This window comes from Curtobacterium sp. Arg-1, assembly GCF_025643395.1.
GTDB classification, from domain to species: Bacteria; Actinomycetota; Actinomycetes; order Actinomycetales; family Microbacteriaceae; genus Curtobacterium; species Curtobacterium poinsettiae.
Window position 1 is genome coordinate 1,663,171 of the sequence record NZ_CP095731.1, and the last position, 26,773, is coordinate 1,689,943.

Genomic DNA, 26,773 nt, shown 5'->3' on the forward strand with positions numbered 1-26,773 from the left:
GCGTCGCCGCGGGGACCGCGCGCTCCGGGACGGTGCGCTCAGGGACCGCAGTGATCCGCGACGAGCCCGAGGACCTGCTCGGTGTGGCGTTCCGCCGTCGCGAGTCGGGCGTGCTCGATCGCGGCGTCGGTGTGCGGTCGCAGCAGGTCCCGGTCCGAGGCGAGTTCGATGATCGTCGTGGCGAGCCCGAACGCGGTCTCGTCGTCCGTCAGGACGGCGGCGGATCCGAACTCGCTCGCCAGACGGATGTCGGAGACGATGACCGGACGGTGGTCGCGGAACGCCTCGAGCGCGGTCATCGGCTGGCCGTCGTGCTCGAGCGAGCAGATGACCGCTGCGTGCCCGCAGAGCAGCAGGTCGTGGACGCCCTGCAGGGACAGGCGGCCGTGCACGCGCACCGACACCGGCGTGCGCGTCGGAGGGACGGTCCCGCCGGCGACGTCGACCCGGACCGCGTGCGCCCCCAACCGGATCTCGACCAGCCGGATCGCGTTGAACAGCACGTCGAGGCGCTTGTCCGGCGTGAACCGCGACGCCCAGACGAGCCGGAGCGGGCCGAGCTCCGGCGGTGGCGGCGGTGTCACCGTGCGGTTCCCGATGGCGTTGGGCACGACGTGCACCTCGTCCAGGCCGGCGGCACGCAGGACTCCCGCCTGTCGGGTGGTCGAGGTGACGACGACGTCGGCGGCCGCGGAGACGGCGACGGCCATCCTGCGGCGCGCGTCCTCCATGGGGTGGCCGCCGACGCGGTGCCGGCCGGTCCGGAGCCCGGTCACGACGCGGTGGGCACGACGTGCCAGGGGCGCGAACGCCGCGGCGGTCCGCCCGCGGATCGGAGCGGAACCGTGCACGGTGTGGATCGTCGGCAGCCCGAGCGAGCGCGCCGTGGTCAGGGCTGCGGCGGCGAGACCGAAGTCCGAGTGGGTGACGACGAGACCGATCCGTTCCTCGAGCATCACCGTGCCGAGGTGCCGACGCACCCGCACCGAGTTGCGGACCACCGGCAGGTCCGCCCCCGGGACGCTGATCGACGGCTCGACCTCGAGCAGGCGCACACCGGACTTCCGCAGGTCGGCGGTGTCGCTCGTCGGGGGAGTCGCCACCCAGACGACGTGTCCGGACGCGGCGAACGCCTTCGCCTGCTGGACCAGGGCGGCTCGTTCGCCGCGCATCGCCGACAGCGGGAAGTCGCTCACGAGCAGGACGGTGACCTTCGCAGCTGCCACGTCAGCTGCCGGTCCCGATCAGGGGTGTGGTCTGACGAGGGGTGCGCATGCGGTCTCTCACGGTTCGCGGCAGGACGGGGTGTTCGGAACCGTAGGGGTTCAGAAGACGATCGTCTAGTGAACTCGCCCACCGGCTGAGCGCCCCTTCACGACACCCCGGGCGGACGTCCAGCCGCCGGTGCGCCACCGGATTCGGACCAGACGGCGTCCTCGCACCGTCGCGGCGACTACCGCCGGGAACGGCCGGCCCCGATCGCGGGGCAGCCACCGGCCAGGGGACGACGGGGGACACCATGCAGCAGCGCACCACCACCACGCTCGCGACGCTCACCGCGACGATCGCGCTGGCGGTGACGCTCAGCGGGTGCACGGTGACGACGTCGACTTCGACCGCTTCGTCCTCGCGGACCGTCACGCCGGAGGCCTTCGAACAGGTCGTCGTCGACGCGCTGGCGGACATCTCGGACGCGACGCCCGAGGTCGACTGCGGCGAGGACGACATCGCGATCGAGGACGGCGCCGAGGTGCACTGCGACGTGAACACCGCGGGCTACGACGTGGTCTACGACTCGGTGTCCACCATCAGCACCGACGGGGGCGACGAATACCACGTGGACGTGGAGGTGGCCGACCAGCCCAAGGGCTGACCGGCCACGGCAGGGTGTCCGGCGGCTAGCGGTCGGACGCCTCGACGACGCAGCTCTCGACCTGCTGGGCGGCCTCGGAGTCGTCGGCGAACGGCGTCGGCGCGTCCGAGGTGGTGGTCGACTCGTCGGCCACGGCCTGCTTCGCGACGTCGTTCACGGCGTACAGCGGACCGTCGAAGCCGTCGGCCGTGGGGTCGGCGGTGGTCGCCCAGACGGTGATCTCGTCGTCGTTCGAGTCGTTGCTGTCCGCCGGGACGATCGCCGCACCGAGGTACCAGCCGCCGTCGCCCTCCTGGACGTTCGCGAACTCGGTGGTGTCGTGCGACCCGACCGCCTCGTCGATCATGTCGACGGTGGCACTCGCGGCAACGTCGCACTGCGCCGACTGGGACTTCTGCTCGGAGCCGGGCACCTTGCCGACGGGGTCGATGTTCTGCGCTCCGCCGGGGTCGCAGGCGGTGAGCAGCAGGGCTACGGTGGCGGCGCCGAACAGCGCCGTGACGGTCTTCGCTCGCGTGGACATGGGCCAGAACGTAGGCCGCTCGCGGTGGGCGACGGTTCAGGGGGAGCGTCCCCCGACACCGGTCACCCGGCACCGACCGGCCGGGCGCCGCGTACCCCGTTCTGTCCGCGAAGATGTGTGCGTGGCCCGACGGCGGCCTACCGTGGCACCGGATCAGGGAACCGTCACCGCGGCGGATGCTCCTCTTCACCAGGGAGCAACGTTGAAGTACGTGAACTACGCGGGCACCGTCCGTGTCCTGACGAGCGACTCGATCGCCGAAGCGGTGATCCGGTACGCGGCCGCGCTGCACCAGAGCCGACTGAGCGACGTCGTGTCGATCCCCACCGCCGACGACTTCGGGGTGGCGAGCACCGTCGAGGTGTTGCTGGCCCCGGGTGTCCCGGTCGCGGTGGAGCCCGCACCCGACGACGACCTCGAACCCGAGGGCGAAGCGTTCCTGCTCGAGGTCGCGCGCCGCACCGAAGCGGTGCTCGCCGTGGACACGAGCGCCGAGCCGCCGGACTTCGGGCGCTAGTCCAGCGGTCCACCTCCCCGCGCCCGCAGGCCCTGCTAGGCCACGGGCCCCTCGGTCAGGTCCGACCGGGTGTCCGCGTGGATCACCTCGTCGTGCTCGAACGTCAGTGCGGCGGCACGCAACCGCTCGACGAAGTCCGCGTCCTCGCGCTCGAGCTCGTCCTCGTCGGCATCGGCGACGACGAGCTGGCTCGACGGGCCGATGAGCACCTTGGTGGTCGTCATGGTGCCGTCCGCCGCCACCGAGGGGATCGCGACGGTGTCCGCCCGGTTGCCGCCGGCCAGGGCCGCGGCGTACTCGATCACCGCATCGGCCACGTCGTCGCTCGTCAGGATCGTCGAGCGGTCGTACTGGATCTGCTTCATGTGGCGACCTCCTGGAGCACAGCAAACAGTGCCCTCGCTGGTCGCCGTACAGGAACCCGGCGCGTCGCTCGTTGCGCGGACGCCGAGATCTCGGGAGGATCGTCACGTGCCCGAGACGATGCACCGCCTGCTGCGGGAGATCCAGACCGTCGAGCCGTCGGTCGCGGCCGAGGCCCTGGCTCGGACGCACACCACGCACGACCTGTCGGTCGAGCCGACGGACGCCGAGTTCGTCTTCGAGGAACGGATCCGCGGGACGTCGCTGCTGTCGCTCGAGTCCACCCGCTGCACGGGCGACCTGCGCGGAGCGATCGAGCCGGGCAGCGAGATGATGATCGTCTGGATGAAGTCGGGCGTCGCGCAGCTCGACGGCGAGCCGGTGCAGATCGGCCGCCCGATGCTGTTCCGGCAGGGCCCGCAGCGCTTCCGGTGGATCGACTGCAACAAGGACGTCCTGCGCATCGACCGCGCGATCGTCGAGCAGGTCGCAGCGGAGCGTGGCGACTGGGCCCCGGGCCCGCTCGAGTTCCGTCCGCGGCACGTCCCCGAGGGCGCACCGCTGGCGGCCTGGTGGCTGATGGTCCGGTCCGTCGCGCAGGAAGTCCTGGCCGGGCCGGAGACCGTGCCGGTCGAGCGTGAGCGAGAGCTCGCCCGCTTCGCGGCCGGTGGTCTGCTCACCGCCATCCCGCACTGGCCCGTCGGCCAGCACGAACCGGTCGTGGCCGCCACGGCCCGGTTCGCCCGAGCCGAGACGTTCCTGCTCGAGCACGCCACCGAACCGATCAGCGTCGACGACGTCGCCGAGGCCGCCGGCCTGAGCGTGCGCGGCGTGCAGGCGGCGTTCCAGCGCCACCACGGCATCACCCCGACGATGTACCTGCGCCGGATCCGGCTGCTGCTCGCGCGCGAACAGCTCGAGTCCGGAGACGGCCGGAGCGTCGCCGAGATCGCCCGTGCCACCGGGTTCGCCCACCTGGGCCGGTTCGCGGGGAGCTACCGCGAGGAGTTCGGCGAGCTGCCCCGGCAGACGGCGTCCACCGCCCGCGACGGCGCACGCGCGTAGCCGAGCCGGCGCGTGGCCGCCGAGCGGCGCGGCCCCGCAAGAATCCCGCAACCGCCCGTCGTCCGGCCGGTCGCCGACGGTCGTCGTCCTACGGTGGCGCTGCACGGACACGCAGCCACGACGACTGGAGACCCCATGGCCGGCTCAGCAGCACCACCCGTCCCGACCTCGGCACCCGCTCCGGCGGTTGCTGCCCCGTCGACGTTCGGTCGGCGGCTCGTCGAGGACGCCGCACACGCCAGGGAACACCTGCTCTTCACCGCCGTGCTCGGGTCGGCGCTGCTGCCGCGGATCGTGCGGCGGCTCCTGCTGCTCGTCGCCGGGGCCCGCGCGGAGTCCGGTGTGGGCGCCGGGTTCTCGCTGACGGGCGATCCCAGGCACCTGACGATCGGCCGGGGCGTGTTCTGCAACCGGAACGTCACCGTCGAGGCCGTGGCACCCGTGACGATCGGTGCGAACACCGCGATCGGCATGCAGGTGCTCATCATGACGAGCCACCACGACATCGACGCCGACGGCCGGTGGAACGACGTCCCGACGGGCCGCCCGGTCCTCATCGAGGAGCACGTCTGGATCGGCGGTCGGGCAACGATCCTGCCGGGGGCCCACATCGAGCACGACGTGGTGGTCGCAGCCGGCGCCGTGGTGGTCGGCCGCCTGGCGGCGCACGGCGTCTACGCCGGCGTCCCCGCCAAGCGGATCCGTGCGCTCGCCCCGTCCGCGCGGCCGCCGGTGGTGGACCCGGCCGGCTGACGGACAGGAGGCCCGTGGCGGCGCCGCCTGGCGCCTCCAGGCCGGTGTCGGTGCCGGTCCGGACACGCCGGCGTCACGTCGAGACGCCGGCGTGTCGTCGAGACGCCGCCCCGTCGTCGAGACGCCGCCGGAAACGGAGGCGTCTCGACGACCCGGCGGCGCCGAACGACGACGCCGGCGTCGTTGGACCGCTCAGCGGCGCGACGAGGTGAGCGGCACCGAGCCCACCCGAGCGGGGATCGGCCACCGAGGCACCCAGCAGCGCACCTGCTCGGCGTACCGGCGGAAGTCGTCGCCGAACCGCTCGTCGAGGTCGGCTTCCTCGAGCGGTCGGACGATGCAGTTCCACACGACGGAACCCGCGACCGCGTAGACGACGACCAGCCACGACGACAGCAGCAGGCCGACGGCGACGCCCTGGGTGATGCCGGCCAGGGCCATCGGGTTCCGCACCGAACGGTACGGCCCCGCGACGACCAGGCGGTTCGCCGTCGCCGAGGGCAGCGGGGTGCCGCCGCCCTTCGTCGACATGGCCGCCGCCGACGCGATGCCGAGTGCGCTCGCCAGCAGGAGCACGACCACCCCGAGGACGGTCGAGGCGCTCACCAGGGGAACGGGCGGGTCCGGGTGCAGGCCCCATCGGTGCTCCGCGAACGCGATGACCAGGGGGAACACCCCGAGGAACAGACCCCAGAACACGACGATCTGCAGCACGGTCGCGGCGACGTGCCGGGACCGCGGGGCGTCGGCGTCGGCGGTGCGGATCCGCAGCGGGCCGCTCGTCACCCACTCGGTCGGGATCCGTCCGAGCAGCACGAGACCGAGCGCGAGCACCGAGCCGATCGTGGCCGCGAGCATGATCAGCACGCCCCAGCCGGCCTCGCCGGTGGCCGTTGCCCAGACGGCGAGCGCGCAGAGCACCACGGCGGTCCATCCCGTCGTGACGACCGCGGCGGCCCGGACACCGGCGGCGGCGAGGGCCGAGGCCACGACGAACAACGGGACGTCGAGGACGGCGACGAGCACCGGGTCGAGCGAACCGAGCGTGGTGGTCCGGACCCACGGCAGCGTGGCGACGGCGATCCACCAGGCCGCTCCGCCGACGGCTTGCAGCGCGTAGTACCGCCGGCCCCAGGACATGGGTGCACGGTAGCAGTGCCGGCGACGGCGACTGCGGCCGCGACAGGCCGTGCCTGGCGGGCCTGGCGGGCCGGGTGTCTGGGCCGGGCCGTGCGTGCCGTCGCCGGGTGCCGGCTCAGCCGGTGTGGTTGATCTGTCCGAGCCAGCGGCCGAAGGACGGGGTGCGCTCGTCGCGCAGCTTCGGCAGGACGGTCGTCTGCAGGCACGTCCGCTCGTCGGTGACGATCCGGGTGCCGGTGCTCTCGTGGAGGTCGACGCTCATGGTGGGCTCCTTCGTGGTCAGTGGAGAGTTCGACACCGCGCGGGGTCGTTCCATTCCCATCTGACCCGGCCCGCACTGCGCAGTCGTCCAGGACCGACGGGTTGTCTCGACCGCATGAGCGAGCACGACGACGAGCAGACCCGGGCCGACTTCGACGACGCGGTGAACATGACCGCCACCGAGTTGCGGAGGTGGCTCGACACCGACGAGTCGAAGTCCGTCGGGCAGAAGCCCTCCGGCGGCGGCGAGTCGACCGGGCACGAGAGCGGTCGGCACATCATCCGCATCCTCCAGAAGCACAAGGCCGACCGCACCGACGACGACCTGGCGCACATGCGGAAGGTCGTCGGCTACGTCGCCCGGCACGCGGAGCAGCGCCCCGACGGCGACGTGCACGACACCCCGTGGCGGTACTCGCTCATGAACTGGGGACACGACCCGGAGAAGCACTGACGGCATCGGGCAGAATGGGTGGCGTGAACGAGACGGGCATGCCGCGCTTCCGACGGATCTGGTCGACCGTGCAGGTCGGTGTCCTCGCGATCGCCGTCGTGTTCTGCGTCGTGATGCTCGTGATCGGGCAGGGCAAGCTCGACCGGGTGTACGCGGTCGCCGCGGTGTTCTTCGGACTCGCCCTGGTCGGGCACAGCACCTACCTGTGGCTCGTCGCCCGGGCGAACCGTCGTCCCTGACACGCTCCTGCCGCGGCGCGACCCCGACTAGGCGTTCTGGTGGACCCGCAGCCAGTCGACGGTCATCTGCTGCGGGAACTGCGTCGAGTCGTCGGGCGACCCGGGCCACGTGCCGCCGACCGCGACGTTGAGGATGACGAAGAACGGCTTGTCGAAGACCCACGGGTTCGATCCCACGTCGTCGCGGGTGAGGGTCCGGTACGCGACACCGTCGACCGTCCAGGTGATCGAACCGGGGCGCCAGTCGACCCCGTACACGTGGAAGTCGTCGGCGAACGCTGCGCCGGACGGAGCCGTGTACGACGCCGAGATGCCCTGGGCACCGGAGTACCCGGGCCCGTGCACCGTGCCGTGCACGATCCCCGGCTCGTACCCGACGTTCTCCATGACGTCGATCTCCCCGCACGCGGGCCAGCCGACCTGCCCGATGTCCGCGCCGAGCATCCAGAACGCCGGCCAGATGCCCTGCCCCCGAGGGATCCGGATCCGCGCCTCGATGCGGCCGTACTGCGCGGTGGAGGTGCCCTCGGACTTCAGCCGGGCCGAGGTGTACGAGCCGTCGGCTTCGCGCTGTGCGGTGATGACGAGGTTGCCCGCGCCGTCGAGCGCCGCGTTCCGCCGCGAGTCCGTGTAGGTCTCCAGTTCGGCGTTGCCCCAGCCGCCGGCACCCAGGTCGTACCGCCAGACCGCCGGGTTCGGTGCACTGCCGGCCGGGCCGTCGAACTCGTCGGCGGCGAGCAGGACGGGTTCGGCAGTCGGGGCCGCAGCCCCGGTCGCCGCCTGCGCCGACCCGTCCGCGCCGATCGCCGTGACGCCGAGCGCGGTGGCGGCAGCGCCTGCGAGTCCGAGCGACACGAAGCGCCGTCGATCGATGTGCTGGTCCAAGTCGTGCTCCCTGCAGCGCGGCGGTGGTGTGGTCGTCGGATCATGCACCATCGGGGCGCGTCTGACCAGGGTCTGACCGTGTTCGGTCCACACCGCGCACACCGCGCACACCGCGGCCGGCGCTGACGGACCCGTCAGCCGAAGCGCAGTGCCAGCGGCACGAGCAACCCGGCGACCCAGACGAGCACCATCACGAGGGCGCCGATCGCGATGAACCGTCGGCGGCGCCGCAGCTTCGGGCTCCGCTCCTCGCCCCACATCTGCGCACGCACGAGCACCCGGTTCGCCTGCTCGACGACCTTCCGCACCTCGGGGTCGTCGACGTCGAGGGCACCAGAGCGGGCGTGTTCGGCGATGACCGCGGCTTCGTCGACGGTCAGGTCGTCCTTGCGCATGCTCCATCTTCGCACCGTGCCCAGGGGTACGGCCCGGCTGTGCGGGAACGGACCGACGACGGGTACCAAGGACGCATGGGACATCGGTACCGCGGGAAGATCGTCGTCATCACCGGAGCATCGAGCGGCATCGGGAGGGCCGCCGCACACGAGTTCGCCCGGCAGGGCGCCACACTCGTGCTCGCCGCGCGCGGGCACGACTCGCTCGAGGCTGCCGCCGCCGAGTGCCGGAAGCTCGGCGCCGAGGCGATCGCGATCCCGACGGACGTCGCCGACGAGCGCCAGGTCAAGGACCTCATCGGCACCGTCACGACGCGCTTCGGTCGCATCGACGTCTTCGTCGGCAACGCGGCGCTGTTCGTCTACGGCCTGTTCGAGCAGACCCCCACCGAGGCGTTCAAGCGCGTCGTCGACACGAACCTCTACGGGCACCTCAACGCCATCACGCACCTGCTGCCGCACTGGAAGCAGCGCGGGAAGGGCACCTACGTGCTCGTCGGGTCGATCCAGTCGCTGCTGTCCGCCCCGTACCAGTCGGCGTACGTGACGAGCAAGCACGCGGCGCTCGGCCTGGTCGACGTGCTCGGCGACGAGTTCGCGGGCACCGGCATCAGGTTCACCGCCCTGCTGCCGTCCACGATCGACACCCCGATCTACCAGAACGGCGCCAACTACACCGGCAAGAACTCGCACCCGCTGCCGCCCACCGTCTCGGTCGAGCGTGCCGGCCGTGCCGTGGTGCACGCCGCCGTGCACCCCAAGCGCTACCGCTTCGTCGGGCGACTGCAGGCATCGCTCGTGCCGCTGCAGTACGTGTTCCCGGGCCTGTTCCACAAGATCACGAAGCCGATGGTGGAGACGTTCGCGCTCCGCGGCAAGGGCGCCCCGACCGACGGCAACCTCTACGCCCCCGCCGACGCCGCGAACGCGACGGACGGCGGCTGGGTCGCGAAGCGACGGCGCGTCACGCGCCCGGTGCTGTGGGCCGGAGCGCTCGTGGCGATCGCGGCCGTCGCCCTGGGCCGACGCCGCTGACGGACTGGAGGCCCGGTGCCAGCTGGCACCGGGCCTCCAGTCCGCTCGTGCGTGCGCCCGGTCTCGCCAGGTACCGCAGCCGTTCTGGGAAGGAACGGGCGGCTAGAAGAGCTTCGCGCTCGCGCGCCGGGCACCCTCGCCCAGCGACTCGAGCTTCGCCGCGGCGATCTGCGGGTGCACCCGTCCGCCCAGGCCACAGTCGGTGCTGGCGATGACACGCTCGCGTCCGACGACCGAGGCGAACCGCTCGATGCGCTGCGCAACCAGGTCGGGGTGCTCGACGACGTTCGTGGCGTGGCTGACGACCCCTGGGACGATGACCTTGCCGTCGGGCAGCGTGACGTCCTGCCAGAGCGCCCACTCGTGCTCGTGGCGGGCGTTCGCCGCCTCGAACGAGTACGCGCCGGCGTCGATCTCGAGCATCAGGTCGACGATGTGCCGGAGCTCGATGTCGGTGGTGTGCGGGCCGTGCCAGGACCCCCAGCACAGGTGGAAGCGCACCCGGCTCGTGTCGAGGCCGCGGAGCGCGTGGTTGAGCGCCTCGACGCGGATGCGGGTGAAGGCCCGGTAGTCCTCGATGCTCGGCTCGGGGTTGATCTGGTCCCAGTTCTCGGCGATCGAGGGGTCGTCGATCTGCAGCACGAGGCCGGCGTCGAGGACCGTCGTGTACTCCTCGCGCAGAGCATCGGCCCAGGCCCAGATGTGTTCTTCCTCGGTCGCGTAGTACTCGTTCGCGATGCGGGCGGCCGAACCGGGGGAGAGTGCCGTGATGAAGCCGTTGTCCGCGCCGGCGGCCTCGACCGCGTGTTTGAGGTTCGCGGCGTCGGTGGTCGCGGCCTCGTGTCCGGTGTAGGTGATCGGGCCGGTGGTGGTCGGGAACGCGGTGGCGTTCTTGCCGGTGCCGATGCCCGACTCGGGGTCCGTGTAGGCGTCGTGGAAGATCGTCCAGTCGCGGCGGTCCGGGAAGCTCGTCAGCCGGATGTTCCCCGGGGTGGACCGGACCGGCTGCTGCGAGAAGATGTTCTCGTCGGTCAGGCTCAGGCCGCTGACGCGCTGGAACGAGTAGCCCCACCAGGCGCCGTAGTCGACGCTGTTCGACATCGCCTTGCCGAACTCGCCGTCGCCGGGCTGCGTGATGCCGAGCGCGGTCTGCCGTGCGACGACGTCGTCGACGGCCGCGCTCGTCAGGGCTCGGACCTCGTCGGTGGTCTCGAGCGTGAAGCCGTCGGCGGCGACGGGCCGCGCGGCGTTCGCGGCGATGAGCTCCGGGGTGCGGGGGAGTGATCCAGCGGTGGTGGCCTGGATGCGGTCGGTGTTCTCGAAGGGCATGCGCTGCCTTCCTCTCGATGGGTGCGGACTGTCGGGAGTCGGGGGCCGCGCGCGAGGCTTCGCGGTGCGCTGCAGTGCCACTCTGCCACGAGGGATCGGGCCCGTTACGTTCCGCGACTGTGGATGCGTGCGGACGTCGAACGACATGGCCGACGTCGTCCGACACCGACTCGGTCGCTCGTTGCGCGCGCGGACGGTTGCAGGCGCGTGCGAACGACAGGGTCGATGTCGTGCGACGTCGACGGTGTCGTTCCGCATCGCGCCGCCCGCGCCGCCCGCGCCGCCCGCGCCGCCCGCGCCGCCCGCGCCGCCGCGCATCGCGCCGCCAGCCCCGCCGCCCTCCCCGCCGCGCCCACCGACGCACGACGACACGATCGTCGCGCCGCCGGGCCGCCCGTCGTACGGTCGACCCATGAGCACGACGAACCCGACCACCCCGGCCGCTCCGACCTTCGCCGGAGCGTGGACCGCCTGGCACGACGACCACGAACAGGCCCGGGCGAGCGAACACGGGTTCCTCGCGATCACCAGCATCCGTTGGCTCACCGCCACGCCGGAACGCTTCGAGGACGCACCCGGCAGCTGGTCGACGGACGAGGACGGCCCGGTGGTCGCACTGGCCGAGGACGAGACGATCGAGGTCGACGGGCAGCACGTCAGCGGGACGCACCGGTTCGGCCCGCTGCCGGAGCGCTCGAGCACGAACGTGGTGTGGCGCGACGGCGACGAGACCGTGGTGATCGAGGTCGCCCGGCGCGGCGGCAGCGACCTGCTGCGCCCGCGACACCCGTCGAACCCGACCCGCGTCGGCTACCACGGCACTCCGGCGTACGCCCCCGCTGAACGCTTCGTCGTGGACGCGCACTTCGAGCCGTTCGACAGCCCGCGCGAGGTCACCGTGGGCAGCGTCGTCGACGGCCTGCTGCACGTGTACGAGGCCCCCGGAACCCTGACGTTCGACCTCGACGGGCCGCGGTCGCTCCTGGCGTTCAACGGGTACGACGGCGGCCTGCACGTGCTGTTCACCGACCGCACGAGCGGGGTCACGACGTACGCGGCCAACCGGAGCCTCGACGTCGCCGCTCCGGATGCCGACGGTGCCACCCACATCGACTTCAACCGGGCGACGAACCTGCCGTGCGCGTACACCCCGCACGCGACCTGCCCGCTGCCGCCCGCCGAGAACCGGCTCGACGTCGCGATCGAGGCAGGCGAACAACGCCCCGCAGCCTGACCGCGGAGCAGGCACGGCCCGACGAGCACGCACGGCCCGCACCGGCGCAGCCGACCCGTCCGGGAGAATGGGGGAGCCATGCCACGACCCACTTCCCGCATCCCGCTCAACACCCTCGCCGTCCCGTTCGGCCTCGCCGGCTTCGCCGAGACGTGGTCGTACGCCGCCCCCGTGCTGCACCTGCCCACCGTGGTGCCGCAGGTGTTCTGGGCGATCGCGGCCGTCGCGTGGGTGTGGCTGCTCGGGGCGCACGCCGTCCGGGGCGCACGCGTCGGCGAACGGCTCGTCGACCAGCTCCGCCACCCGGCCCAGGGGCCGATCGCCGCGCTCGTCCCCGCGACCGCGATGCTGCTCGGCGTCGACCTGGCGCGGTTCGCCCCCGTCGCCGGGCAGGTCGTCGTGCTCGCCGCCGTGGCCACCGCTGCCGGGTTCGCCGCCTGGCTGCTGAGCACCTGGTTCGAGGGCCGGCTCGCCCTGGAGTCCGTGCACGGCGGCTACCTGCTGCCGACCGTCGCCGCGGCCCTGGTCGCCTCGGTCGCCACGCACGAGGTCGGCGTCGGCTGGCTGTCCTGGCCGGCCCTCGGCGTCGGCGTGTTCTTCTGGGGGGTGATGACCGGCCTGCTGCTCATCCGGCTCGCGTTCCGACCGGCGCTGCCCGGGCCGCTCGTGCCGACGATGGCGATCCTCGTCGCACCACCGGCGGTCGCCACCCTGTCGCTGTTCGCGCTCACCGACGGTGCGGTCACCCTGCCCGTGCAGGCAGTCGCCGGGCTCGGTGTCCTGATGGTGCTCGTGCAGCTGGCCCTGCTGCCGCGGTACGTCCGACTGGGGTTCTCGCTCGGGTTCTGGTCGTTCGTGTTCCCGGCCGCCGCGGTCGCCACCGCATCGGTCGAGTGGTTCCGGGCACTCGCACTGCCGTCCGCCTGGATCCCCACCGCCGCGTTGCTGGCGCTGCTGAGCGTGCTCGTCGCGGTCGTCGGTGCCCGCTCCATCGGCCTCGCCGTGCACCACCTGCTCGGACAGGCCGAGCGGACCCTGCACGACGCCGACGACGAGGACGCCGCCCCCGGCCCCGTGACGGGCGCGACGCGCGTGGTCTGACGAGCGGGGCGGTCGGGCCTCGCAGGCGGCGGACGGGAGGCCCGTGGCGGCCCCGCCCCGCGCCTCCCGTCAGGCCGCGGGGACGCGTCTCCAGCCGCTGGTCGCCCGCCAGGCGGGCGCGTCGAAGCGGAAGACGCTGCCCATGCCGGGCCGGTCGAGGGCGCGCGTGATCGGGACGCCGCGCAGGTGGGCCAGGAGCAGCGCGCCGACCGCACCGTGCGACACGATCGTGACGTCGCCGGCGGCGCAGTGCCGGCGGACGGCCGCGACGATGCGCTCCTGGGCGGCGATGGCTCGCTCCCAGCCGCGGACCGACTGCTCGGGTGCGGCGAAGAACGCGTCGACGACGGCCTCGAACTCGGACGGCGGCAGGTAGCCGGTCGCGCTCCGGTCGATCTCGCCCAGCAGCGGGTCGCGCTCGACCGGCAGTCCGACGGCGCTGGCGAGCAGGTCGGCTGTCTCGACGGCCTTGCGCTCGGTGCTCGAGACGATCCGCCGGGAGCCTGGCGTCCACGCGAACCGGTGCGCAGCCGTGGCCCGTGCGCGGCCCTCGTGCGACAGCCCCCACGACTCGATCGGGACCGCGGGGTCGACGACCACTTCAGCGTGGGTCAGGAACGACGAGACCATCCGGCGATCCTCGCACGGTGCGCGCCCGCCCGCCCCTGGCCCGGTCTGGTGCGAGGTTGCCCGCTCCGTGCCGCCCTGTTCCGCCGCACCGAGAGGGCAACCTCGCACCGAACGATGCCGCCGCGCCGCCGCGCCGCGCCGCACCGAGCGCCGCCGCACGTCACACGGCGACACCGTCGGTCACGTTCCGCAACACCGCTTCGCGGCCCGGCCGAACCGTCCTAGCGTCGCCCCATGACCGTGCCCGACCGCATCACCCTCGTCACCGCGCTGCAGGGCGCCGGCTGGCACCCCGCCGCCTGGCGCGCCGCCGGCTCGGCAGCACAGCGCCTCACGAGCCTCCGCCACTGGCGCGACGTCGTCGTCGAGCAGGACCGGCTCGGCATCGACGCCGTCACCCTCGAGGACTCCTTCACCGCCGGCCCCACCGACCCCGACGGCGACCTCGACACGTCGACCGTCGTCGGCCGCCTCGATGCCCTCCTGGTCGCGAACGCGGTCGCCCCGGCGACCCGCGCGATCGGTCTGGTGCCGACCGTCTCGGTGACGCACACCGAACCGTTCCACGTCGCCACGGGCCTCCAGACCCTCGACCACGTCTCGCTGGGGCGGGCCGGGTGGCGGATCCAGGTGAGTCCGACGACCCGTGAGGCCGCGCTGTTCGGTCGCCGCCCCGGCGGCGACGACGCGGCCACGTTGTTCGACGAGGCGCGCGAGGCTGCCGAGGTCGTCTCCCGCCTCTGGGACAGCTGGGACGACGACGCGATCATCCGCGACGTCACGACCGGTCGCTTCATCGACCGCGACCGCATCCACAACGCGGGGTTCTCCGGCTCGTTCGTGTCGGTGCACGGCGCGTCGATCGTGCCGCGGTCGCCGCAGGGGCGGCCGCCGGTGTTCGCGCTCGCGCACCGGGCCGACGCGGCGGCGTTCGCCGTGGACGCCGCTGACGTCGTGCTGGTCACGCCCGGCTTCGACGGTCTGGAGGAAGGTGCTGCGCTGGCACTCGTCCGTGCCGCCGAGCAGGTGGCCGGGTCCGACCTCCGTCGTCCGGTCCTCGCGGACCTCGCGGTGCTCATCGGGTCGTCCCCGGCCGCCGCCGCCGACGACCTCGCCGCGCTCGACGCGGCAGCGGGCGCCCCCTACGCCGTCGGCTCCGGGTCGGACACGTCCGTGCTCGCGACGACGGTGCCGGACCTGGTGAGACGCATCGGGGACCTGCAGGATCTCGGCTACGCCGGCGTGCGGCTCCGACCACTGCGCATCCCGGTCGACTCGACCGCCATCGCACGGCAGCTCGTCCCGGCGCTCGTCACCGCGGGGCTGCGCGCCGACGTGGCGTCCCGTCCCACCGCCGACCTGCGCACGCGGCTCGGCATCGCCCCGGCGGTCAGCCGGTACGCGCGTCCTGCCGTCACCGGTGCCGGTTCCGTCTCCTCTGGGGTCTCAGCATGAGCGCCAAGCGTCAGGTCCACCTCGCCGCCCACTTCCCGGGCGTCAACAACACCACGGTCTGGAGTGACGACCGCGCCGAGAGCCAGATCGCGTTCTCGTCGTTCGAGCACTTCGCCCGGAACGCCGAGCGGGGGTGCTTCGACTTCCTGTTCCTCGCCGAGGGGCTGCGGCTGCGCGAGCAGAAGGGACGCATCCACGACCTCGACGTCGTCGGGCGCCCGAACACGCTCGCGATCCTCGCCGCGCTGGCCGGCGTCACCGACCACATCGGGCTCGTCGGCACGCTGCAGACCACCTTCAACGAGCCCGTCGAACTCGCGAAGCAGCTCGCCACGCTCGACCACCTGACGGACGGCCGTGCGGGCTGGAACGTCGTGACGAGCTCGGACGCGTTCCATGGCGCGAACTTCCGCCGGGGCGGGTTCCTCGACCACGCCGACCGGTACACGCGGGCCGCGGAGTTCGTGGAGCTGTCGCGCGAGCTCTGGGACTCGTGGGAGTCGGACGCGATCGTGGCAAACGGGTCGGGCGCCGCCGGGGCGCTGGCCGCCGGCGTCTTCGCCGACCGCTCCCGCATCCACGACGTCGACCACCACGGCCCGCAGTTCGACGTGACCGGTACGTTCCCGGTCCCGCGCAGCCCTCAGCTACACCCGGTGATCGTGCAGGCCGGCGACTCCGACGAGGGCCGCGACCTCGCCGCCGGGCACGCCGAGGTCATCTTCTCGCTGCACACCGAGTTCGACGACGCGCAGGCGTTCCACCGCGACGTGACCGAGCGACTCGAACGGGTCGGCCGGTCGAAGGACGAGCTGCTGATCCTGCCCGGCGCGACCTTCGTGCTCGGCGACACGGCGGACGAGGCCGAGGAGCGTTCCCGTGCGATCCGCCGCGCCCAGGTCAGCCCGGCGACGGCGATCGCGTTCCTCGAGCAGGTGTGGAACCGTGACCTGTCGTCGTACGACGTCGACGGGCCGTTGCCCTCGGTCGAGCCGGACCTGGAGGGGGCCGACATCACCCGTGGCCGTGTCCGTCACAGCCGCGATGTGCCCGCGCTGGTGCAGTCGTGGCGCGACCTCGCCGCGGCCGAACACCTGTCGATCCGTGACCTGGTCATCCGGGTCTCGACCCGCGGCGGGTTCGTCGGGACGCCCGCACACATCGCCGCCGAGATCGACCGGTACGTGCAGGAGCGCGCCACCGACGGCTTCGTGGTCGTGCCGCACACCAACCCGTACGGCCTCGACGAGTTCGTCGACCGGGTCGTCCCGCTGCTGCAGGAGCGCGGCGTCTACCGGCAGTCGTACGACGAGGGCGCGACGCTCCGCCAGACCCTGGGCCTGCCCGGACGGGTCCTCGACCGGCAGCGGGTGCTCGCATGAGCCGGGTCCCGCTCTCCGTCCTCGACCTCGTGCCGGTGAGCAGCGGGTCGACCCCCGCCGAGGCCCTGGCGAACACGGTCGACCTGGCCGTCGCCGCGGAACGTGCCGGGTACGCCCGCTACTGGCTCGCCGAGCACCACCTCAACCCCGGTGTCGCCGGCAGTGCGCCGACCGTCGTCATCGGTGCGGTCGCCGCAGCCACCTCGACCATGCGGGTCGGCAGCGCCGCGACCCTGGTCGGCAACGTCCGCGGGCTGCAGATCGCCGAGACCTTCGGCACGCTCGCCGCGCTGTACGGGCCGCGCATCGACCTCGGGCTCGGCCGCTCAGGAGCACCAGCACCGGGCACGCCGAAGCCACCCTCGCTCGTCCCGAGGACCGACCAGGTCGTCGACGGCCTGCTCGTCCCGGCCCCGTTCGAGTTCCGCATCGCGCCCGGCAGCCGGTTCGCGCTGCAGGGGGAGCTGCTCGGACGGGTGCCGGGCGACGTCGACCGGTTCGCGGGCGAACTCGACCTGATCCGCGGGTTGTTCGCCGGCACGTGGTCGCGGGACGGCGGGGTGGTCGAGGCGCCCCCTGCCGCGGGCGCCGAGATCGAGCTGTGGATCCACGGGTCCACCGGCGGCGAGAGCGCCCGGACCGCCGGCGCGCTCGGCCTGCCCTACGGCGCGAACTACCACACGTCGCCGGGCACGGTCCTGGCGTCCGTGCAGGCGTACCGCGATGCCTTCCGCCCCGGCGTGCTGGACGCCCCGCACGTCATCGTGTCGGCCGACGTCCTCGTGGCGCCGACCTCGGCCGAAGCGGACGAACTCGGGCTCGGGTACGCCCAGTGGGTGCACTCGATCCGTTCCGGCGTCGGGGCGATCGAGTACCCGACGCCGTCCGAGGCCCGGCAGCGCCCGCTCGCAGCCGACGCTGCAGCCACCGTTGCCGATCGGCTCGCGACGCGGTTCGTGGGCGATGCCGCGCGCGTCGCCGACCGCCTCGAGGTGCTCCGTCGCGCCACCGGTGCCGACGAACTGCTCGTCACCACGATCACGCACGACCACGACGCCCGGGTGCGCTCGTACGAGCTGCTCGCCGCGGAGTGGGCCGCGCGCGCCGCCCTGCCTGAGCCGGCGGCCGCCGCGCGCTGACCGACGCGGAACGGCTCCGTCGCTGTCGTCCGACAGCGACGGAGCCGTTCTTGTGCGCAGCGCACGGTGCGGAACCGGGCACGGGATGCGTAGTCGGGCACGGTGCGGCCTGGAGGCGCGGTGCCGGGCCGCCGCGTGCCTCCCGTCCGCACCGTGCCGCCTTCGCGGGCCGGCGCGGTGTTGGCCGCTGGGTGCGGGCGTGCAAGCTCGCACGGTGCGGCCAACCGGGCACGGGATGCGGAACCGGGCGCGGTGCAGCCTTCGCACGCGACGCTTGCTCGTCAGCTGTTGTCGAGCGGCAGAACCTCGGGGTTCACCTCGGACGTCTTCACGGCCTCGTTCGACAGGTTGTAGGCCGCGAGCCACTTCGCGTAGGTACCGTCCTCGATGAGTTCGTCGATCGCTGCCGCGACGGGCTTCGCGATGCCGCTGCCCTGCTTCGTCGTCGCGGCGATGAGCCCCTGCAGTGACGAGCCGGCGCCGGAGTACGTGCCCGCGGTCTTCGTCGGCTTCGCGGTGCTCTTGCTCTGCGTGTTCTGGTAGGCGATCGTCGGGTTCGGACCGAAGTACGCGTCGATCTTGCCCGAGTCGAGCGCGAGCCTCACCGCGTTGCCGTCCGGGTAGTAGCTTGATCGTGAAGTCCTTGCCCTCGGACCGGAGCTCCTTCTGCCACTCGAGCAGGATGTTCTCCTGGTTGGTGCCGGAACTGACGGACAGGGTCTTCCCGGCGAGCACGGACGGGTCGCCGTCGAACCGCAGCGAGCTCGAGGCCAGCACCTGGAACGCCAGGTTGTCCTGCCGGTACGAGGCGAAGTCGTACTTCTCCTTGCGCTGCTCGGTGACCGTGACGTTCGAGAAGCCGGCGTCGTACTTGCCGCTGTCGATGCCGACGAACAGGTTGTCCCACGTGGCGTTCTGCACGTCCGCGCGCAGCCCGAGCTTCGCGGCGACGAGCCGTCCGAGGTCGGGCTCCGAGCCGGTGATCGTCTTCTGGTCGTCACCGGTGAAGGCGAGCGGTGGGAACCCGGCGGGCAGGGCACCCACGCCGATCGTCAGCGTGCCGGACTTCCGGACGGCGGCAGGGAGCGCGTCGTGCAGCGTCGTGTCCTCGGTGACCTCGAGGGTCGTCTCCTTCGCGGCACCGTTCGAGGCGGCGCCGATGGTGACGGAGCCGTCGGGTGCGCCGCTCGTGTCGGCGGGAGCGCCCGCGGAGCACCCGGCGAGGGCGACGACGACGCCGGCAGCGAGGACGAGGAAGCCGGCGCGGTTGCGCCAGCGGGACGGGGCGATCGTGGACATGGTTCTCCTTGGGGGGCGTGCGGGGATCAGGGGTCAGCGGACGCGGGACAGGAAGTCGCGCGTGCGGGTGTGCTGCGGGTGGTCGAGCACCTGGGCCGGCGGCCCCTGCTCGACGACCCGCCCGTGGTCGAGGAACACGACGTGGTCGGCGACCTCGCGGGCGAAGGCGATCTCGTGCGTGACGATGACGAGCGTGGTGCCCGTGTCCGCCAACCCCCGGATGACCCCGAGCACCTCCCCGACGAGCTCCGGGTCGAGTGCCGAGGTCGGTTCGTCGAGCAGGACGACCGACGGCTCGAGCGCCAGCGCCCGCGCGATGGCCACACGCTGCTGCTGCCCGCCGGAGAGCTGCCGCGGCCGGGTGTCGCCACGGTCGCCGAGTCCGACGCGCTCGAGCAGGGCCGCCGCGCGGTCGCGCGCCACGGCACGGGGGACCCCGGCGGCGATCGGCCCCTCGGCCACGTTCTCGAGCGCGGTCAAGTGCGGGAACAGGTTGAAGTGCTGGAACACGAAGCCGATCCGCGACCGCTGCCGCAGGATGTGCCGCTCGGGCAGCTCCTTCCAGCGCGGCACCCCGTCGCGCCCGGTCCGGAGACGGACGCCGATCGTCTCGCCGCCGACGGTGACGACGCCGCGGTCGAGCGGTTCGAGGTGGTTGATCGCCCGGAGCAGCGTGGACTTGCCCGAACCGGAGGGGCCGAGGACGACGGTCACGCTGCCGGACGGCAGCGACAGGTCGACGCCGTCGACGACGACCGTGTCGCCGAACGCCTTGACGGCTCCGTGGATGCTGATCGCTGCGCTCATCAGATGGTCCTGTCGTCGACGGTGGAAGCGGGGCCGGACGCGACCACGCGCGCGGCGGAGGCGGACTGCCGGGGGCGATCCGGGCCTCCAGGCCGTCCCGACCCGCGTCCGGAACCGCGACGCACGGCGGCCCGCACCCGCTGGAACGGCGTGGGCGGCAACGTCCGGACCGAACCTCGGGCGGTCCACCGCTCGACGTAGTACTGGACGATCGAGACCGCGCTGGTGAGCACGAGGTACCAGATCGTGGCGACGACGAGCAGCGGGATGATGTCCGTCGGGTAGGTGCTCGACAGGTTCTGCACCACGCCGAACAGGTCGAGCAGCGAGACGTAGAACAGCAGTGACGAGGCCTTCAGCAGTCCGACGACCTGGTTCACGAACGCCGGGACGATCGACCGCAGCGCCTGCGGCAGGATCACCCGCACGAACTGCCGGCGACGGGGGAGCCCGAGTGCCTGTGCGGCCTCGTGCTGCCCGTGGTCGACGGCGAGCACCCCGGCGCGGACGATCTCGGACGCGTAGGCGATCTCACTGAGGCTCAGCCCGATGACCCCGATCGCCAGGTCCCCGAGCACGTTGGCGGTCGGCACCTCGAACTGCGGCCCGAAGGGGATCCCGATGCCGATCGTCGGGTACAGCGACCCGAGGTTGTACAGGAAGACGAGCACCAGGATGAGCGGCACCGACCGGAACAGCCACACGTACCCCCACGCCAGCCCGGACAGCACCGGGTTGTGCGACAGCCGGGCGATCGCCACCACCACACCGCCGGCGAAGCTGATCACGGCGCTCAGCGCCGTCGCGGTGAGCGTCAGCTGCAGGCCCGTCAGCACCGCCGGACTGAACAGCCACTTGCCGACGGCGGGCCAGCCCCACTGCTCGTTCGTGAACAACGTCTCGCCGAAGTTCAGCAGCACGACGAGCACAAGGGCGGCGGCGATCCACCGCGCGGGGTGCCGCAACGGCACGACGCGCCGGTCGAGTGCGGCGCGTCCGGCCGCGTCGATGGTCGCGGTCTCCGGTCTGGAGGCGCGGCTCGCCCCGGTCGTCCGGCCCGCGTCGTCGACGCTGGTCGCGTCCCACTGCGGGGCCCTGGTGGTGTCGGTCATGTCGCGACCGTAGGAGGCCTGCGCGGCACCCACAACGCCTCGCGCAACACCTCGCCACGCGGCGCAACACGGTGCCATCCGGCGCAACACCGTGCCATCCGGCGCAACGCGGCGTCACGGATCGGGGTGATCGGTGATGTTCCGCGGCTGTCGGAGACGTCGGTGGTTGTCGGTGGTCGTTCCTAGCGTGGTGGCGTGGCCGAACCCGTCGATGCGTGGTGGCGCCGCCGACAGTGGTCGCGCGGCGAAGCGGTGCCGTACGCCGTCGGACAGTTCCGCGCCGACTGGGCGCCGTACCCGGTGCTCATCCGGCAGTACCACCCCGACTGGAACCACGGCGTCGTCCTGACCCAGGTCCCCCCGGCGGCCGAGGTCCTGCTTACCTGGGAGTGCGACGTCGGGCACGTCTTCGTGGCGACCCCGTCCGAACAGCGGTCCCGTCCGGGCCGTGAGCGCCGCCGCTCCGTGTGGTGCCCCGAGTGCGCGGTGCAGGCGCAGCCGCAGCGGTGGCCGGTGCTGCCGTCGGACTGGCCGCAGGCCGTGCCGGTGCCGCAGCGGGTCGTCCGGAGTGCCGGACGACAGACGCTGCCCGCGGCTCCGGTGCGCGGGGTCCCGGCCGGCGCCGTCGCGTCGAGCCGTTCCCGGTCCCGTCGGCCCGTCGCCGGGTCGGCCGGTGGGGCGCCACGGCGGAGCGCCCAGTCCGTTCCCCGCACGATCTGCCCGAAGACCCCGCGGCTGCCGTCGGGTGAGTCGTTCACGAGCGTCTGCGCCCCGGCGACGGCCTCGGCGGTCGAGGCCGAGCTCCGGGGCATGCTGTCCGAGCGGTTCGCGTTCACCTACGACCACTCCGCGATCCGGCTCGACCGCCCGTTCTTCGACCACGTCGAGGCCTGGCCCGACATCATCCTGCCCGAGCTCCGCGTCGCCATCGAGTACGACTCCACCGGGCGGCACGGGCTCGAGCACGTCGGCCCGCGGCAGGAGACCGACCGGAAGAAGGACCGCGCCGTCCGCGCTGTGGGGTGGGAGGTCGTCCGCATCCGCACCGGACGGCTGCCGGCGCTCGGCCCGCACGACCTGCAGGTGTCGGGCATCTCCGGCCGCACCGTCGATCGCCTGGCGGACACCCTGCGTGATCTCCGGGGCGCCCTGTTCGTCGACGCGTACGCCCGGTGACGCCGTCGATCGGGGTACACGCACGACCCGGCGGGGTACGGCCCGGCTGGGAGCGGCCGCAAGGGACGGGTAGGCATACATGGTGACCACCGTCTTCTGTCTCCACGCCCTCGGCGCGAGTTCCGAGGAGTTCGCGCTGCTGCGCGCCGAACTCGTCGGCGACCTCGACCTGATCGGCATCGACCTGCCCGGCTTCGGCCGCAGCCCGGCGTCGTCCGGCACCACCGTCGAGGAGATGGCCGTCCTGGTGGAGCGCGCGATCGGCGCGAGCGGCTCGACCGAATGGGTACTCCTCGGGCACTCGATGGGCGGCAAGGTCGCCACGGTGGTCGCCGACCGGACGATCTCCGGTGCGAACGGTCTGTTCGGCCTGCGTGCCGTGGTGCTCCTCGCCGCGTCCCCGCTCGCCCCGGAGCCGATGGACGAGGACCGCCGCCGGTCCATGCTGTCGTGGGCGGCCGACGGCCCGATCAGCGCCGACGACGCCGAGGAGTTCGTCGCCGCGAACACGGCGTCGGCCCTCGCACCGTCGCGGCACACGGCGGCGGTGCGGGACGTCGAGCGGACCGACCCCGAGGCCTGGCGGGACTGGCTGACCCGCGGCAGCCGTGAAGACTGGTCCGACGCGGCGCCGAACCCGGTGCCCGCCCTCGTGCTCGCCGGTGCCGAGGACGGCGACCTCGATGCCGACGCCCAGCGCCGCCTGACCGTGCCGCACTGGCCGAACAACGAGCTCCACGTCGTCGACGGCGCCGCCCACCTGCTGCCGTGGGAGCAGCCCGAGGCCGTGGCCGCGCGCATCCGCGACTTCTGGCAACGCCGGGTCGCTGGGTCACCGGTCGTCCCCGTGGAGCACGCCCGCGTGATCGCCTCGCCGCGGGTCAGCGCCCGCACCCGGGGCCTGCTCGCCGCTCGTGCCCTGCCCGATGACCCGGCGGCCGCACCGCAGGCCCTCACCCCGACGCAGCTGGACACCCTCCGCGCGGTCGCCAGGATCGTCGTCCCGCAGCCCGGTTCCGACCAGGTCGACCTGGCGCTGCGGGTCGACGCGCAGCTCGCCGCCGGGCTCGGCGACGGCTGGCGACCCGACGGGCTGCCGGTGGACGCCGAGGCTTACCGTGCCGCGCTCGACGTCCTCGCCGCACCCGCCCGCGATGGTGCGCTCGACCAGGCGCTCGAGGCCGTGGCGGTCGGTCGGTACCGCGCCGACGGTGGCCTCGACGCCGAACAGCTGCGTGCGTGGTTCGAGGACGCCAGCGTCGACCTGGTGAAGCACTGGCTCGCGCACCCCGCCACCATGGCCGCCATCGACTTCGACGGCTACGCGAACGGTGGCGACGGCGTCCGCAAGCAGGGCTTCCGACTGTTCGCGGCGGGGGAGCGCGAGGCCTGGGAGCCCGAGGCCCCCGCACCCCACACCACGATCGACACCGCACCGACGACCGGAGCTGCACGATGAGACTCGACGGACAACGCACGTACGGCACGGACGACGTCGTCGACGTGGTGGTGGTCGGTACCGGAGCCGGCGGAGCCCCGCTCCTCGCATCGCTGGCCCGCCGTGGCCTGACGGTCGTCGCGCTCGAGGCCGGCCGCAACACCGAGCCGGGCGACCACGTGCCGGACGAGGTCGCCGCCCCCGGTGACATCAACTGGATGGACGAGCGGCTGAGCGGTGGCGGAGCCCCGACGGCCTTCGGTCCGAACAACAGCGGGACGGGTGTCGGCGGTTCGACGCTGCACTGGGGCGCGTTCACCCCGCGGCCGAGCGCCCACGACCTGCGGCTCCGCACCGAGAGCGGCGAAGGGCAGGACTGGCCGATCAGCCACGCCGAGCTCACCGGGTGGATCGAGCAGGTCGAGCACGACGTCGGTGTCGCCGGTCCCGAGCACTACCCGTGGGACCCGTCCCGCCGCTACCGGATGCGCCCGCCGGCCCGGAACGCTTCTTCGGACATGATGATGCGCGGCACCGCTGCCGCAGGGATCACCGCGACCGATGCCCCGGTCGGGCTGACCACCGAGGACCGCCACCAGGAGCACCACGGGCTGCGCCAGGCCTGCGTGTCCTGCGGGTCGTGCCACCAGGGGTGCCGCAACGGTGCGAAGGTGTCGATGGACACGACCTACCTGCCGGCGGCCGTGGCCTTCGGTGCCGAGATCCGACCGGAGTCCTTCGTGCACGGCATCGAGCTCGACCCGACTGGACGTGTCGAGGCGGTCGTGTACACCGCGGGTGGGCGCGAGCACCGCCAGCGCTGCCGGTCCCTGGTCCTGGCCGCGGGCGGTGTCGAGACCCCGCGGCTGCTGCTGCACACCGGTGTCGCGAACGGCAGCGGGCAGGTCGGTCGCAACTTCACCGCGCACGGAGCCACCCAGGTGTGGGCGCGGTTCGACGAGTCGATGCGTTCGTACCGCGGGTATCCGTCGTCGATCATCACCGAGGACTTCGTGCGGCCGGCGGACGCCGACTTCGCCGGCGGCTACCTCATCCAGAGCCTGGGCGCGCAGCCGCAGACCTTCGCCACCTCGCTGGTCCGGGGCGGCGGACTCCGCGGCGCAGAACTCGTCCGGGCGCTGCACGACTACCCGTTCTCGGCCGGCGTCGGCATCAACGCCGAGTGCCTGCCGTACGACGACAACCGGCTCGAGCTCTCCGACGAACTCGACGAGCACGGCGTCCCGCGTGCGCGGGTCTCGTTCACCCCGGGCTCCAACGAGGAAGCGATCCGCCGCCACGCGGTCCGCACGATGACGACCATCGTCGAGGCTGCCGGCGGCAAGGACGTCCGGGTGCTCGAACGCACGGCGCACACCATCGGCACCGCGCGGATGGGCACGGACCGCGAGCGCTCCGTCGTCGACCAGGACGGCCGCTCATGGGACGTCCCGAACCTGTGGATCGCCGACAACTCGGTGTTCCCGAGCGCGGTCATCGCGAACCCGGCGCTGACGATCATGGCGCTCTCGCTCCGCACCGCCGACCGCATGCTGCAGGCCGCCTGAGCAGGAGCCCCGACCGGCTGCGCACGCGCCCAGACCGCCCGTCGCGGCTCAGCCCCGCAAGGCGAGCGCCTCGCTCGTCCACCGGGCGTGCAGGTCCCACGGGTCGTCGACTCCGGCGGCGACGATGTCCACGTGGGCGAGCAGTTCCGGCGTCACCCGGAACCACTCGGTACCCGGGTACCGGCTGGCCGCGAACGTGGCGTGCCGCCGGCGCTCGAGCGTCCGGTCACCGAGCTCGAACGCCAGCAGGTCCTGGTGCGGGATGGCCGCGAGCCGCTGCCGGGGGTTCATCGTCGTGCCGATCTTGATGCGGTCACCGAAGTCGTCGCGCATGCGCAGGTAGTAGACGACGTCGACCCGTGGAGGAGCCAGATCGCCGTCGGGTACCTCGCCCCACCGCCACTCGCATCGGGCGCACACCGCACCGGAGGGGTAGCGCACCCCGATCCGGGACGCGCACACCGGACACGGGCCGGGCAGGGCGTCCTCGACGCCGGGGTGCTCGGCGGCGAGGTCGGCGACCAACGCGACGTGCGCGCCGCACAGGGGGACGCCCGCGAGTCCGTCCGCGAGGACGCCTGCGCAACCCGGGACGCAGCACGACGAGGTGACCATGCGCCGAACGCTAGCCGGACCCACCGACGTGCCCCGGCCCTCCCGGCCGTTGCTCGCGCCGGGCGTCCCTGGTCGAATCGGGCGTACCGACCTAGAACGGGCACGCAGGCCCGCCGTCAGTCGGTGAAGATCACCCCGACCGGCTCGCGCTTCTCCTCCTGGAACTCGTCCTCGCCACGACCGAGCGCCCAGTACGCCGACAACGACATCTCGCGCTTCTCCAGCCCCCAGTCGTCCTGCAGCAGTCGACGGATCGCCTTCATCGCGGTCCGCTCGCCGTGCGCGAAGACCTGGACCGGCCGGGAGGCACGCGGCAGCCCGCGGGCCGTCTCCAGCAGGAGCGTGCCCGGCTGTGCGCCGGTGGCGTCCCGGTGCAGCCACCGCAGGTCGACCCCGGCCGGGTGCCGGAGGTCCTGCTCGTCCGCGGGCCCGGCCACCTCGACCAGGGCGACCCCGGTGGCGGTGTCGGGCATCGACTCGAGTGCGGCCCCGATCGCGGGCAGGGCGCTGTCGTCACCGAGCAGCACGTGCGTGAAGGCCGGGTCGGTGGTCGGTGCGTAGCCGCCGCCGGGTCCGGACAGGGCGATCCGGTCGCCGGGCTGCGCGGACGCTGCCCAGGGACCGGCGAGGCCCGCGTCGCCGTGCACGACGAAGTCGATCGCGATCGTCCGCGTGGTGTGGTCGACGGCGCGCACGGTGTAGGTGCGGCGGGCGGGGCGGTCGTGCTTCGGCAGGGTCTCGCGCAGGGCCTCGAGGTCGTACGGCGGCACGAGCCCCAGCGACGGCTTCGCGAGCAGGAGCTTCACGTACTTGTCGGTGGCGGCGAGGCGGTCGGGGTCGGCCTGGGCGACGAAGTCCTCGAACGCCGAGCCGCCCAGGTGCACGCGCACCATGTGGGGCGAGAGTCGCTCGGTGCGGTCGACGACGAAGACGTGCTGCTGGCGTTTGGGTTTCGAGCTCATCGTGGGGGAGCTTCCTCTCGGAG

At 72.9% G+C, this 26,773-nt stretch carries 29 protein-coding genes and 1 pseudogene; 15 read left to right on the forward strand and 15 right to left on the reverse strand.

What is annotated here, in order from left to right; translation table 11 throughout:
* Window positions 1-38 precede the first annotated feature (38 nt).
* Window positions 39-1,226, reverse strand: a complete 1,188-nt coding sequence (locus tag MXD64_RS08030) for a glycosyltransferase (protein ID WP_017885664.1) — start codon at window positions 1,224-1,226, stop codon at window positions 39-41.
* A gap of 293 nt (window positions 1,227-1,519) precedes the next feature.
* Between MXD64_RS08030 and MXD64_RS08035 the strand changes: the two genes are divergently transcribed.
* Window positions 1,520-1,873: a hypothetical protein gene (locus tag MXD64_RS08035; protein ID WP_017885663.1), complete on the forward strand. Its 354-nt coding sequence runs from the start codon at window positions 1,520-1,522 to the stop codon at window positions 1,871-1,873.
* A gap of 25 nt (window positions 1,874-1,898) precedes the next feature.
* Here the strand turns inward: MXD64_RS08035 and MXD64_RS08040 are convergent, their stop codons facing one another.
* A complete protein-coding gene (locus MXD64_RS08040) occupies window positions 1,899-2,396 on the reverse strand; it encodes a hypothetical protein (protein ID WP_017885662.1) in 498 nt (165 codons plus the stop codon).
* Window positions 2,397-2,598: 202 nt separating this feature from the next.
* On the opposite strand from MXD64_RS08040, the gene MXD64_RS08045 reads away from it, so the two are divergent.
* Entirely contained in the window at window positions 2,599-2,913 is a 315-nt protein-coding gene (locus MXD64_RS08045; RefSeq protein WP_152427129.1) for a hypothetical protein, read from the forward strand.
* A gap of 35 nt (window positions 2,914-2,948) precedes the next feature.
* On the opposite strand, the gene MXD64_RS08050 is transcribed toward MXD64_RS08045, so the two are convergent.
* The gene (locus MXD64_RS08050) at window positions 2,949-3,278 is read right to left on the reverse strand and encodes a hypothetical protein (protein WP_017885660.1); all 330 of its coding nucleotides are present in this window, start codon (window positions 3,276-3,278) and stop codon (window positions 2,949-2,951) included.
* A gap of 106 nt (window positions 3,279-3,384) precedes the next feature.
* On the opposite strand from MXD64_RS08050, the gene MXD64_RS08055 reads away from it, so the two are divergent.
* Complete coding sequence (locus MXD64_RS08055) at window positions 3,385-4,341, forward strand: AraC family transcriptional regulator (RefSeq protein WP_017885659.1); 957 nt, start codon at window positions 3,385-3,387, stop codon at window positions 4,339-4,341.
* A 135-nt stretch (window positions 4,342-4,476) separates the two neighbouring features.
* Complete coding sequence (locus MXD64_RS08060; RefSeq protein ID WP_052481956.1) at window positions 4,477-5,094, forward strand: acyltransferase; 618 nt, start codon at window positions 4,477-4,479, stop codon at window positions 5,092-5,094.
* A gap of 192 nt (window positions 5,095-5,286) precedes the next feature.
* Here MXD64_RS08060 and MXD64_RS08065 read toward each other — a convergent pair whose 3' ends face one another.
* Both MXD64_RS08065 and MXD64_RS08070 read right to left on the reverse strand, forming a co-directional pair.
* Window positions 5,287-6,234 carry a methyltransferase family protein gene (locus MXD64_RS08065; RefSeq protein WP_056068402.1) on the reverse strand — a complete coding sequence of 316 codons (948 nt, stop codon included), beginning with the start codon at window positions 6,232-6,234 and terminating at the stop codon, window positions 5,287-5,289.
* 115 nt (window positions 6,235-6,349) lie between these two features.
* On the reverse strand, window positions 6,350-6,496 hold the full coding sequence (locus MXD64_RS08070; protein WP_263137383.1) for a hypothetical protein: 147 nt from the start codon (window positions 6,494-6,496) through the stop codon (window positions 6,350-6,352).
* Window positions 6,497-6,610: 114 nt separating this feature from the next.
* On the opposite strand from MXD64_RS08070, the gene MXD64_RS08075 reads away from it, so the two are divergent.
* Window positions 6,611-6,949, forward strand: coding sequence for a DUF3140 domain-containing protein (locus MXD64_RS08075; RefSeq protein ID WP_017885655.1), 339 nt, complete (start codon window positions 6,611-6,613; stop codon window positions 6,947-6,949).
* 23 nt (window positions 6,950-6,972) lie between these two features.
* Window positions 6,973-7,188: a hypothetical protein gene (locus tag MXD64_RS08080; RefSeq protein ID WP_139179681.1), complete on the forward strand. Its 216-nt coding sequence runs from the start codon at window positions 6,973-6,975 to the stop codon at window positions 7,186-7,188.
* Between the two features lie 27 nt (window positions 7,189-7,215).
* On the opposite strand, the gene MXD64_RS08085 is transcribed toward MXD64_RS08080, so the two are convergent.
* Window positions 7,216-8,073 carry a glycoside hydrolase family 16 protein gene (locus MXD64_RS08085; RefSeq protein WP_263137384.1) on the reverse strand — a complete coding sequence of 286 codons (858 nt, stop codon included), beginning with the start codon at window positions 8,071-8,073 and terminating at the stop codon, window positions 7,216-7,218.
* A 134-nt stretch (window positions 8,074-8,207) separates the two neighbouring features.
* Complete coding sequence (locus MXD64_RS08090) at window positions 8,208-8,468, reverse strand: hypothetical protein (RefSeq protein WP_017885652.1); 261 nt, start codon at window positions 8,466-8,468, stop codon at window positions 8,208-8,210.
* A gap of 75 nt (window positions 8,469-8,543) precedes the next feature.
* Between MXD64_RS08090 and MXD64_RS08095 the strand changes: the two genes are divergently transcribed.
* Entirely contained in the window at window positions 8,544-9,503 is a 960-nt protein-coding gene (locus tag MXD64_RS08095; protein WP_263137385.1) for an SDR family NAD(P)-dependent oxidoreductase, read from the forward strand.
* 102 nt (window positions 9,504-9,605) lie between these two features.
* On the opposite strand, the gene MXD64_RS08100 is transcribed toward MXD64_RS08095, so the two are convergent.
* Entirely contained in the window at window positions 9,606-10,832 is a 1,227-nt protein-coding gene (locus tag MXD64_RS08100; RefSeq protein WP_263137386.1) for a cobalamin-independent methionine synthase II family protein, read from the reverse strand.
* 412 nt (window positions 10,833-11,244) lie between these two features.
* Here MXD64_RS08100 and MXD64_RS08105 point away from each other — a divergent pair, with 412 nt between their 5' ends.
* A complete protein-coding gene (locus MXD64_RS08105) occupies window positions 11,245-12,066 on the forward strand; it encodes a DUF1684 domain-containing protein (protein WP_250895211.1) in 822 nt (273 codons plus the stop codon).
* A gap of 78 nt (window positions 12,067-12,144) precedes the next feature.
* Window positions 12,145-13,167: a transporter gene (locus MXD64_RS08110; protein WP_214562138.1), complete on the forward strand. Its 1,023-nt coding sequence runs from the start codon at window positions 12,145-12,147 to the stop codon at window positions 13,165-13,167.
* A 69-nt stretch (window positions 13,168-13,236) separates the two neighbouring features.
* Here the strand turns inward: MXD64_RS08110 and MXD64_RS08115 are convergent, their stop codons facing one another.
* A complete protein-coding gene (locus MXD64_RS08115) occupies window positions 13,237-13,797 on the reverse strand; it encodes a histidine phosphatase family protein (RefSeq protein ID WP_263137387.1) in 561 nt (186 codons plus the stop codon).
* 234 nt (window positions 13,798-14,031) lie between these two features.
* Here MXD64_RS08115 and MXD64_RS08120 point away from each other — a divergent pair, with 234 nt between their 5' ends.
* From MXD64_RS08120 to MXD64_RS08130, 3 genes are read left to right on the forward strand one after another with little or no spacing between them, the layout of a single operon-like run.
* Entirely contained in the window at window positions 14,032-15,252 is a 1,221-nt protein-coding gene (locus MXD64_RS08120) for an LLM class flavin-dependent oxidoreductase (RefSeq protein ID WP_263137388.1), read from the forward strand.
* Complete coding sequence (locus tag MXD64_RS08125) at window positions 15,249-16,634, forward strand: NtaA/DmoA family FMN-dependent monooxygenase (RefSeq protein ID WP_263137389.1); 1,386 nt, start codon at window positions 15,249-15,251, stop codon at window positions 16,632-16,634. Before MXD64_RS08120 ends, MXD64_RS08125 begins: the two co-directional genes overlap by 4 nt.
* On the forward strand, window positions 16,631-17,773 hold the full coding sequence (locus MXD64_RS08130) for an LLM class flavin-dependent oxidoreductase (RefSeq protein WP_017885644.1): 1,143 nt from the start codon (window positions 16,631-16,633) through the stop codon (window positions 17,771-17,773). Before MXD64_RS08125 ends, MXD64_RS08130 begins: the two co-directional genes overlap by 4 nt.
* 281 nt (window positions 17,774-18,054) lie before the next feature.
* Here the strand turns inward: MXD64_RS08130 and MXD64_RS08135 are convergent, their stop codons facing one another.
* The 4 genes and pseudogenes from MXD64_RS08135 to MXD64_RS08145 form a co-directional block, all read right to left on the reverse strand.
* The gene (locus tag MXD64_RS08135) at window positions 18,055-18,378 is read right to left on the reverse strand and encodes a transporter substrate-binding domain-containing protein (protein WP_263137390.1); all 324 of its coding nucleotides are present in this window, start codon (window positions 18,376-18,378) and stop codon (window positions 18,055-18,057) included.
* A 214-nt stretch (window positions 18,379-18,592) separates the two neighbouring features.
* Window positions 18,593-19,072: pseudogene (locus MXD64_RS17845) on the reverse strand (transporter substrate-binding domain-containing protein); the annotation flags it as partial.
* A 33-nt stretch (window positions 19,073-19,105) separates the two neighbouring features.
* A complete protein-coding gene (locus MXD64_RS08140) occupies window positions 19,106-19,879 on the reverse strand; it encodes an amino acid ABC transporter ATP-binding protein (protein ID WP_214524980.1) in 774 nt (257 codons plus the stop codon).
* Window positions 19,879-20,991 carry an amino acid ABC transporter permease gene (locus MXD64_RS08145; protein WP_263137391.1) on the reverse strand — a complete coding sequence of 371 codons (1,113 nt, stop codon included), beginning with the start codon at window positions 20,989-20,991 and terminating at the stop codon, window positions 19,879-19,881. Before MXD64_RS08145 ends, MXD64_RS08140 begins: the two co-directional genes overlap by 1 nt.
* 195 nt (window positions 20,992-21,186) lie before the next feature.
* On the opposite strand from MXD64_RS08145, the gene MXD64_RS08150 reads away from it, so the two are divergent.
* From MXD64_RS08150 to MXD64_RS08160, 3 genes are all read left to right on the forward strand, one after another.
* Window positions 21,187-22,167: a hypothetical protein gene (locus tag MXD64_RS08150; protein WP_017885640.1), complete on the forward strand. Its 981-nt coding sequence runs from the start codon at window positions 21,187-21,189 to the stop codon at window positions 22,165-22,167.
* Between the two features lie 82 nt (window positions 22,168-22,249).
* The gene (locus MXD64_RS08155) at window positions 22,250-23,626 is read left to right on the forward strand and encodes an alpha/beta fold hydrolase (protein ID WP_162242999.1); all 1,377 of its coding nucleotides are present in this window, start codon (window positions 22,250-22,252) and stop codon (window positions 23,624-23,626) included.
* Entirely contained in the window at window positions 23,623-25,173 is a 1,551-nt protein-coding gene (locus MXD64_RS08160; protein ID WP_263137392.1) for a GMC family oxidoreductase, read from the forward strand. The genes MXD64_RS08155 and MXD64_RS08160 overlap by 4 nt, the downstream gene beginning before the upstream one ends.
* Window positions 25,174-25,221: 48 nt before the next feature.
* Here MXD64_RS08160 and MXD64_RS08165 read toward each other — a convergent pair whose 3' ends face one another.
* Together MXD64_RS08165 and MXD64_RS08170 are read right to left on the reverse strand one after the other, a co-directional pair.
* A complete protein-coding gene (locus tag MXD64_RS08165; protein WP_194590542.1) occupies window positions 25,222-25,788 on the reverse strand; it encodes a GIY-YIG nuclease family protein in 567 nt (188 codons plus the stop codon).
* Between the two features lie 116 nt (window positions 25,789-25,904).
* On the reverse strand, window positions 25,905-26,750 hold the full coding sequence (locus MXD64_RS08170) for a siderophore-interacting protein (RefSeq protein ID WP_159555986.1): 846 nt from the start codon (window positions 26,748-26,750) through the stop codon (window positions 25,905-25,907).
* Window positions 26,751-26,773 lie beyond the last annotated feature (23 nt).